The following is an 8,532-nucleotide window of genomic DNA, read 5'->3' on the forward strand; positions in this document are numbered from 1 at the left end:
CAGGGATGCTGATGACCAAGGAATCCCCCGGCTCCATACCCGGGGCGAGACGCGCGGCGCGTATCGCGGCCGCGGCCGGTCTGGCGGCCGCACTGGCCGCCTCCGGCGCCGCCCCGGTCCTCGCAGCCGACGACCCGGCGACCTCCCCGGTGAAGCCCGCCGCCTCGAGCGCGAAGGGCGACAAGCTGGGCGAGGCGGACGCCGATGTGCTGGCGAAGGCCGAGGCCAAGGGCGAGAAGAACATCACCATGATGGTCGCCACCACCCCGGGTGCGACCGAGAAGGTCGCCGCACAGCTGGACTCCGTCAAGGGGTCCGTGCTGGGGCAGACGTACGACAAGCTCGGCTACGTCCGGGCGACCGTGCCGACCGCGACCGCCGAGACCACCATCAAGGCGGCGCAGAAGCTCTCCTCCGTCCAGGGCATCGATCTCAAGCAGGAGATCAAGCTGGACGACCCGACGCCCGCGGGCGACCGGGCCACCGGTGCGAAGCAGCAGAAGGTCACGGGCAGTTACCCGGCACCTGGCAAGAACACCCCGGCGAAGAACCCGTACAACCCGTCTTTCGAGACGGGCGCGGTCGACTTCGTCAAGCAGCACCCGAAGGCCGACGGCCGAGGGATCACCATCGGCGTCCTGGACTCCGGTGTGGACCTCGGCCACCCCGCGCTTCAGAAGACCACCACCGGCGAGCGCAAGATCGTCGACTGGGTGACGGCCACCGACCCCGTCAACGACGGTGACGGCACCTGGCTGCGGATGGACCAGCGCGTGGCGGGTCCGACGTTCACGAGTGGCGGCAAGACGTACTCCGCTCCGAACGGCTCGTACGGCTTCAAGCTCTTCAAGGAGTCGGCCACCCGTGGCGGCGACATGGCGGGCGACCTCAACCGCGACGGTGACATCACCGACGAGTGGGGCGTGCTCTACGACGCGGCCTCCGGGACGACGCGCGTCGACCTGAACGGCAACGCGGACTTCGGCGACGACGCCGTCCTGAAGCCGTACAAGGACGAGCACCAGGTCTCCTACTTCGGTACGGACGACCCGGCGACGCAGATCGTCGAGCGCATCCCGTTCGTCGTCGAGACCCGTAAGGGCGTCGTCTACGACGCGGCCGGCGCGAAGGCCGACTACGTCAACATAGGTGTCATCGAGAGCGAGCACGGCACCCACGTCGCGGGTATCACCGCGGCCAACGGCCTGTTCGGCGGCAAGATGAACGGCGCGGCGCCCGGCGCCAAGGTCGTCTCCTCGCGTGCCTGCACCTGGTCCGGCGGCTGCACCAACATCGCCCTGACCGAAGGCATGATCGACCTCGTCGTCAACCGCGGCGTCGACGTCGTCAACATGTCGATCGGCGGCCTGCCGCCGCTCAACGACGGCAACAACGCGCGCGCCGAGCTCTACAAGCGGCTCATCGACATCTACGGCGTCCAGCTGGTCATCTCGGCCGGCAACGAGGGCCCGGGTGTGAACACCATCGGTGACCCCGGCCTCGCCGACCACGTCATCTCGGTGGGCGCGTCCGTCTCCAAGGAGACCTGGGCAGCCAACTACGGCTCGAACGTCACCAAGAAGTACGACATGCTGCCCTTCTCCTCGCGCGGTCCGCGTGAGGACGGCGGCTTCACCCCGACCCTGACGGCCCCGGGTGCGTCGATCAACACCACGCAGACCTGGTTCCCCGGTGGTCCGGTCAAGGAGGCGGGCTACTCCCTCCCCGCCGGTTACTCCATGCTGCAGGGCACCTCGATGTCCTCGCCGCAGGCCGCCGGTGCGACGGCGCTCCTCCTGTCCGCCGCGAAGCAGAAGCACATCGAGCTGCCGCCGGCCGACCTGCGGACCGCGCTGACCAGCACCGCCACCCACATCGACGGTGTGCCCGCGCACGCCCAGGGTGCCGGTCTGATCGACATCGTCGGCGCCTGGAAGCAGATCGCGAAGCAGGGCACCCCGGCGCACGAGTACTCGGTGAAGGCCCCGGTCGACACCGCGATCGACTTCGCGCTGAAGGACCCGGGCTTCGGCACCGGCCTGTACGACCGTGAGGGCGGCCTGAAGGCCGGCCAGAAGAAGTCGTACGACGTCACCGTCACCCGCACCACGGGTCCGGACCGCGACGTCGCGCACAAGCTGTCCTGGAAGAACAACGATGGCACCTTCGCCCTGACGGGTTCGAGCAGTGTCTCGCTGCCGCTCGGCAAGCCGGTGACCGTCAAGGTCCAGGCGAAGCCCCGCACGGCGGGCGTCCACAGCGCGATCCTGCAGGTGGACGACGCGCGGACCAGCGGCGTCGACCAGCAGATCCTCTCCACGGTGGTCGTCGCCAAGGACCTGGTGAAGCCGGGTTACGCGTTCTCGACGACCGGCTCGGTGCAGCGCAACGGCACCACGTCGTACTTCGTGAACGTCCCGGAGGGCGCCAAGACCCTCGAGGTCGCGATGAGCGCCCTGCGCTCGGGCAGCCAGACCCGGTTCATCTCCCTGCACCCCTACGGGGTCGCGGTGGAGGACAGCTCCACGGTCTACTGCTACCCGAACTACGAGAACCCGGCCAACACCTGCCGCCCGGACACGCGCTCCTACAAGGACCCGCAGCCCGGTGTCTGGGAGATCGAGGTCGAGTCCCGCCGTACGTCGCCGCTGCTGGACAACCCGTACAAGCTGGACGTCTCGCTGCTCGGCGCCACCTTCGACCCGGCGGTGCGGACCATCCCCGAGGCGAAGATCGGTGCTCCGGCCGCGGTGGACTGGACGGTCACCAACAACGCGGGCGACCTGGAGGGCAAGCTCAAGGGCGGCTCGCTGGGCTCGGCCGACGTCGAGCGTCCGTCGATCTCCACCGGCGTGAAGTACACCAAGACGGTCACCATCGGTGAGGGTGTCGAGAAGCTCGACGTCGCCATCGGCAACACGTCGGACGCCAACGCCGACATCGACCTGTACGTGTACAAGGGCGCCACCGAGGTCGGCACCTCGACCACGGCGGGCTCCGAGGAGTCCGTCAGCCTGGTGAAGCCGGCGGCCGGCACGTACACCGTCGTCATCGACGGCTACTCGGTCCCGGCCGGGACCACCGAGTACGACTACCGGGACGTGTACTACGCCCCGTCGCTCGGCGAGATCAAGGTCGACGAGTCCAAGGCCGTGAACCTGGCCAACGGCGCGTCCGCCCAGGTCGGCGCCGAGGTCCTGGTCGCCGGAGCGGCTCCCGAGGGCCGTCAGTTCTTCGGTGAGGTCCAGCTGGTGAACGCCCGCGGCACCGCGGCGGGCACCGGCAGCGTCGTGATCGAGAAGGTCGCGCCGTAGCCGTCACCACCGTGTGATCCGTACGACACCTCATGACTGTGGGGCGGGTGCTCTCAAGGGCTCCCGCCCCACAGCTCTGCGCGCGGCCCGTCCGCCTGCCGGACAATGGATTGGACAAGGGGGCCATGGACATAAGCATCATGGACCGGCAACCCGTGCCCGTTCGCATCCGTGAGGGAGTCCCAGTGAAGGTCGGAATCGTCGGCGCCACCGGTCAGGTCGGCACAGTCATGCGCAGCATCCTGGCCGAGCGGAAGTTCCCCGTCGCCGAACTGCGGCTCTTCGCCTCCGCGCGCTCCGCGGGATCCACCCTCACGTACGAGGGCACGGACATCACCGTGGAGGACGCCTCGACGGCGGACTACTCCGGGCTCGACATCGTGCTGTTCTCCGCGGGCGGCGCCACCTCGAAGGCGCTGGCCGAGAAGGTCGCCTCCCAGGGCGCCGTGGTGATCGACAACTCCTCCGCATGGCGTAAGGACCCCGAGGTACCGCTGGTCGTCTCCGAGGTCAACGCGCACGCGATCGCGAACCGCCCCAAGGGCATCATCGCCAACCCGAACTGCACCACGATGGCGGCCATGCCCGTGCTGCGTCCCCTGCACGACGAGGCGGGGCTCGACGCGCTCACCGTGGCCACCTACCAGGCGGTGTCCGGCTCCGGGGTCGCCGGTGTCGCCGAGCTGCACGGCCAGGCGTCGAAGGTCGTGGCCGACGCGGACAAGCTGACGCACGACGGGGACGCGGTCGACTTCCCCGAGCCCGCCGTCTACAAGCGCCCGATCGCCTTCAACGTGCTGCCGCTCGCCGGTTCGATCGTCGACGACGGCTCCTTCGAGACGGACGAGGAGCAGAAGCTCCGCAACGAGTCCCGCAAGATCCTGGAGATCCCGGAGCTCAAGGTGTCCGGCACCTGCGTCCGGGTCCCGGTCTTCTCCGGTCACTCCCTCCAGATCAACGCCCGTTTCGCCCGTCCGATCAGCGTCGAGCGCGCCCACGAACTGCTGAAGGACGCCGAGGGCGTCGAGCTCTCCGAGATCCCGACCCCGCTCCAGGCGGCCGGCAAGGACGCCTCGTACGTGGGCCGCATCCGCGTCGACGAGACCGTCGAGCACGGCCTGGCGCTGTTCGTCTCCAACGACAACCTCCGCAAGGGCGCCGCGCTGAACGCGGTCCAGATCGCGGAGCTGGTGGCTGCGGAGCTCAAGGGCTGACCCCACTCATCCACGAAAGGGCGGCCCCGGGATCCGGGGCCGCCCTTTCGCATGCCTCAGAGGGCGAGGTGCCGCCTCAGCGCGGCATCGATGTCGCTCATGCGCTGACGCGGGACGGTCCCGATGCGCTTCAGTACGCGCTCCGGAGAAACAGCCCGCACCTGCTCGCACTGCACCTTCGAGTCCCTCGGCAGCCCGCTCCCGGCGGCCTGGAGCAACACCTGGAACGTGAGGACGCGGGCGGTGTTCGATGTCAGGGGCACCACCGTGATCACCCCGCGGCCGTTCGACGCGACCGACTGATTGGCCGCGTTGTTGGACACGATCACGGCCGGCCTGACCTTGTTGGCCTCGCTGCCCCGGGCGGGTTCCAGGTCGACCAGGTGGATATCGCCTCTACGCATCGACGATTCCGTCCCCGACCGTGCGGTCCCACAGGACGGCGTCCTCGCTCGCGTCCCACTCCTCGAAGGCCTCGGTGTACTCCGCTTCGAGCCCCGCCTCGCGCAGCAACTCGATGGCGGCGTGTATGACCGCCGACCGCGAGTCCGCCTCGGTCTTCGCGGCGTACTCGTCGACGAAGGCGACATCCTCCTGCGGCAAGCTCACGCTGATCTTCATGCCCTCCATCCTACCTGAGGTAGGAAGGAGTGCCTACCCGAGCACTACCTCCCGGCCCTGTTCGGTAGCACCTCGAAGAGGAAGCACCCGTACTCCACCGCCCGCACGTGCACCAGCGCCACCTCCGGGTCGGCGAAAGCCTCCGCGAAGGCCTCGTCACAGCCCTGCTCCCCGTCGGCCGGGATCTCCAGCAGCCGGCCTCCTACGATCTCGCCGTCCGCGTTGTAGCGCCGGACCGTGCGCAGGGCGCCCGCGCGTGAGAAGGGATAGCCGCTCCGGCCGGGCGCGGGCCCCTCGCACTCGTCGGCGTGGATGAAGACGGGACCCTGTTCGTCGTACGCCCCCGGGCGCGCCCAGGTCTCCGCCGCCCAGCGCCGCAGCGGCGCGTACGAGACGAGCGCGACCCGCTCCCCCGACCCGATGCCACGCAGGCAGCAACGCAGGGGATCGCCGTCCTCCGTGGGCGTGTACGGGACGCAGGGACGTCCGGCGTCGTCGGCCGTCCGGAGCTCTTTCAGGGCGCTTGGCCCGATGGGCCGGGCCTCGTATGCGGTCATGGTCCGAGGGTGGCCCGGACGCCCGCGCAGGTCCGGCGGAAAACGGACATCGCGCTGCGCCCGTTCCACGTGGAAGGATGGCCAAAAACGTCGTATAGCAAGGAGATGACCGCGTGCCTGGCACGAATCTGACCCGCGAAGAGGCACAGGAGCGGGCGCGCCTGCTGACCGTGGACGCGTACGAGATCGATCTCGACCTCTCCGGCGCGCAGGAAGGTGGCACCTACCGGTCCGTCACCACCGTGCGCTTCGACTCCGCCGAGGCCGGTGCGGAGACCTTCATCGATCTGGTCGCGCCGGCGGTGCACGACATCGTGCTGAACGGCAAGGACCTGGACATCGCCGCCGTCTTCCGGGACTCCCGGATCGCGCTGAAGCACCTCAGGGCGGGTTCCAACGAGCTCAAGGTCGTCGCCGACTGCTCGTACACGAACACCGGCGAGGGCCTGCACCGCTTCGTCGACCCGGTCGACGAACAGGCCTACCTCTACACCCAGTTCGAGGTCCCGGACGCCCGCCGGGTGTTCGCCAGCTTCGAGCAGCCCGACCTGAAGGCGACCTTCCGGTTCACCGTGAAGGCACCGCCCGGCTGGACGGTGATCTCCAACTCGCCGACGCCCGAGCCTGCGGGCGACGTCTGGTCCTTCGAGCCGACGCCGCGCATCTCCAGCTACATCACGGCCCTGATCGCCGGCCCGTACCACTCGGTGCACAGCAGCTACGAGAAGGACGGCCGGTCCGTGCCGCTCGGCATCTACTGCCGGCCGTCGCTCGCCGAGTACCTCGACGCGGACGACATCTTCGCGGTCACCCGGCAGGGCTTCGAGTGGTTCGAGGAGAAGTTCGACTTCGCTTACCCCTTCGCCAAGTACGACCAGCTCTTCGTCCCGGAGTTCAACGCCGGGGCCATGGAGAACGCCGGCGCGGTCACCCTCCGCGACCAGTACGTGTTCCGTTCGAAGGTCACGGACGCGGCGTACGAGACGCGGGCCGCCACCATCCTCCACGAGCTGGCCCACATGTGGTTCGGCGACCTCGTGACCATGGAGTGGTGGAACGACCTCTGGCTGAACGAGTCGTTCGCCACGTACGCCGAAGCCGCCTGCCAGGCGGACGCCGAGGGCTCGAAGTGGCCGCACTCGTGGACCACCTTCGCCAACTCCATGAAGACGTGGGCGTACCGGCAGGACCAGTTGCCGTCCACGCACCCGATCATGGCGGACATCCGGGACCTCGACGACGTCCTGGTGAACTTCGACGGGATCACGTACGCGAAGGGCGCCTCGGTCCTGAAGCAGCTCGTGGCGTACGTCGGCGAGGATGCCTTCTTCAAGGGCGTGCAGGCGTACTTCAAGGCGCACGCTTTCGGGAACACGCGCCTCTCCGACCTGCTGGGCGCGCTGGAGGAGACCTCCGGGCGTGACCTGAAGGCCTGGTCGAAGGCGTGGCTGGAGACGGCAGGCATCAACATCCTGCGCCCGGAGATCGAGACCGACGAGAACGGCCACGTCACTTCGTTCACCGTGGTCCAGGAGGCCCCGGCCCTGCCCGACGGCGCCAAGGGCGAGCCCACGCTGCGCCCGCACCGGATCGCCATCGGCTGCTACGACCTCGACGCGGCCGGGAAGCTGGTCCGCACGGACCGGATCGAGCTGGACGTCGACGGCGAGCGCACCACCGTGCCGTACCCGTCCGGCACGGCGCGCCCGGCGGTCGTCCTGCTCAACGACGACGACCTGTCGTACGCGAAGGTCCGCCTCGACGAGGAGTCCCTGCGGGTCGTCACCGCGCACCTCGGCGACTTCTCCGAGTCTTTGCCCCGTGCCCTGAGCTGGGCCTCGGCCTGGGACATGACGCGCGACGGCGAGCTGGCGACGCGCGACTACCTGGCGCTGGTCCTCTCCGGGATCGGCAAGGAGTCGGACATCGGCGTCGTGCAGTCGCTGCACCGCCAGGTGAAGCTGGCCCTCGACCTCTACGCCGCCCCGGAGTGGCGCGAGGCGGGTCTGAACCAGTGGACCGAGGCGACGCTGGCGCACCTGCGCGCGGCGGAGCCGGCCGGCGACCACCAGCTGGCCTGGGCACGCGCGTTCGCCGCGACGGCGCGCAGCCCGCTGCACCTCGACGTGCTGCAGTCGCTGCTGGACGGCACCCAGGTGATCGAGGGGCTGGCCGTCGACACGGAGCTGCGCTGGGCGTTCGTGCACCGCCTGGCCGCGACGGGCCTCCTGGACGAGGAGGAGATCGCCGCCGAGTACGAGCGCGACAGGACGGCCGCGGGTGAGCGCCACGCGGCGTCCGCACGCGCCGCCCAGCCCACCGAGGGCGCGAAGGCCGAGGCGTGGGCGTCGGTCGTCGAGTCGGACAAGCTGCCGAACTCCCTCCAGGAGGCGGTCATCGGCGGTTTCGTGCAGACCGACCAGCGTGAGCTGCTGACTCCGTACACGGAGAGGTTCTTCACGGCGGTCAAGGACGTCTGGGACACGCGGAGCCACGAGATGGCCCAGCAGATCGCGGTCGGTCTGTACCCGGCCCTCCAGGTCTCGCAGGAGACTCTGGACGCCACGGACGCCTGGCTGGAATCGGCGCAGCCGAGCGCGGCTCTGCGCCGGCTGATGTCGGAGTCCCGCTCGGGCGTGGAGCGTGCGCTGAAGGCGCAGGCGGCGGACGCGGCGGCGGCCACCGCCTAGCGGTCCGGCACGCGGACGAAGGGGGCGCTTCCCGGTGGGGCGCCCCCTTTCGCGCGCTTCCCGGCGAAGGCGCCCCCTTCCGCGTCGGCCGGGCGGCGGGCACCTCGGCCCCGGGCGGGCGGCGGGCACCTCGGCC

6 protein-coding genes are annotated in these 8,532 nt (G+C 69.7%); 3 read left to right on the plus strand and 3 right to left on the minus strand.

Annotated features, from left to right (window positions below; translation table 11 throughout):
* Positions 1-5: 5 nt before the first annotated feature.
* Both BFF76_RS03920 and BFF76_RS03925 read left to right on the plus strand, forming a co-directional pair.
* A complete protein-coding gene (locus BFF76_RS03920; RefSeq protein ID WP_244167206.1) occupies positions 6-3,314 on the plus strand; it encodes a S8 family serine peptidase in 3,309 nt (1,102 codons plus the stop codon).
* A gap of 185 nt (positions 3,315-3,499) precedes the next feature.
* Complete coding sequence (locus BFF76_RS03925; protein WP_031092013.1) at positions 3,500-4,528, plus strand: aspartate-semialdehyde dehydrogenase; 1,029 nt, start codon at positions 3,500-3,502, stop codon at positions 4,526-4,528.
* Between the two features lie 56 nt (positions 4,529-4,584).
* On the opposite strand, the gene BFF76_RS03930 is transcribed toward BFF76_RS03925, so the two are convergent.
* From BFF76_RS03930 to BFF76_RS03940, 3 genes are read right to left on the minus strand one after another with little or no spacing between them, the layout of a single operon-like run.
* Entirely contained in the window at positions 4,585-4,932 is a 348-nt protein-coding gene (locus BFF76_RS03930; protein WP_031092014.1) for a type II toxin-antitoxin system PemK/MazF family toxin, read from the minus strand.
* A complete protein-coding gene (locus BFF76_RS03935) occupies positions 4,925-5,149 on the minus strand; it encodes a ribbon-helix-helix domain-containing protein (RefSeq protein ID WP_031092016.1) in 225 nt (74 codons plus the stop codon). The genes BFF76_RS03930 and BFF76_RS03935 overlap by 8 nt, the downstream gene beginning before the upstream one ends.
* Positions 5,150-5,193: 44 nt before the next feature.
* Complete coding sequence (locus BFF76_RS03940; protein ID WP_065847169.1) at positions 5,194-5,706, minus strand: DUF1203 domain-containing protein; 513 nt, start codon at positions 5,704-5,706, stop codon at positions 5,194-5,196.
* 113 nt (positions 5,707-5,819) lie between these two features.
* Between BFF76_RS03940 and pepN the strand changes: the two genes are divergently transcribed.
* Positions 5,820-8,396, plus strand: coding sequence for an aminopeptidase N (gene pepN, locus BFF76_RS03945; RefSeq protein ID WP_031092020.1), 2,577 nt, complete (start codon positions 5,820-5,822; stop codon positions 8,394-8,396).
* Positions 8,397-8,532 lie beyond the last annotated feature (136 nt).

It is taken from the genome of Streptomyces mutomycini (assembly GCF_001700505.1).
Taxonomy (GTDB): domain Bacteria; phylum Actinomycetota; class Actinomycetes; order Streptomycetales; family Streptomycetaceae; genus Streptomyces; species Streptomyces mutomycini.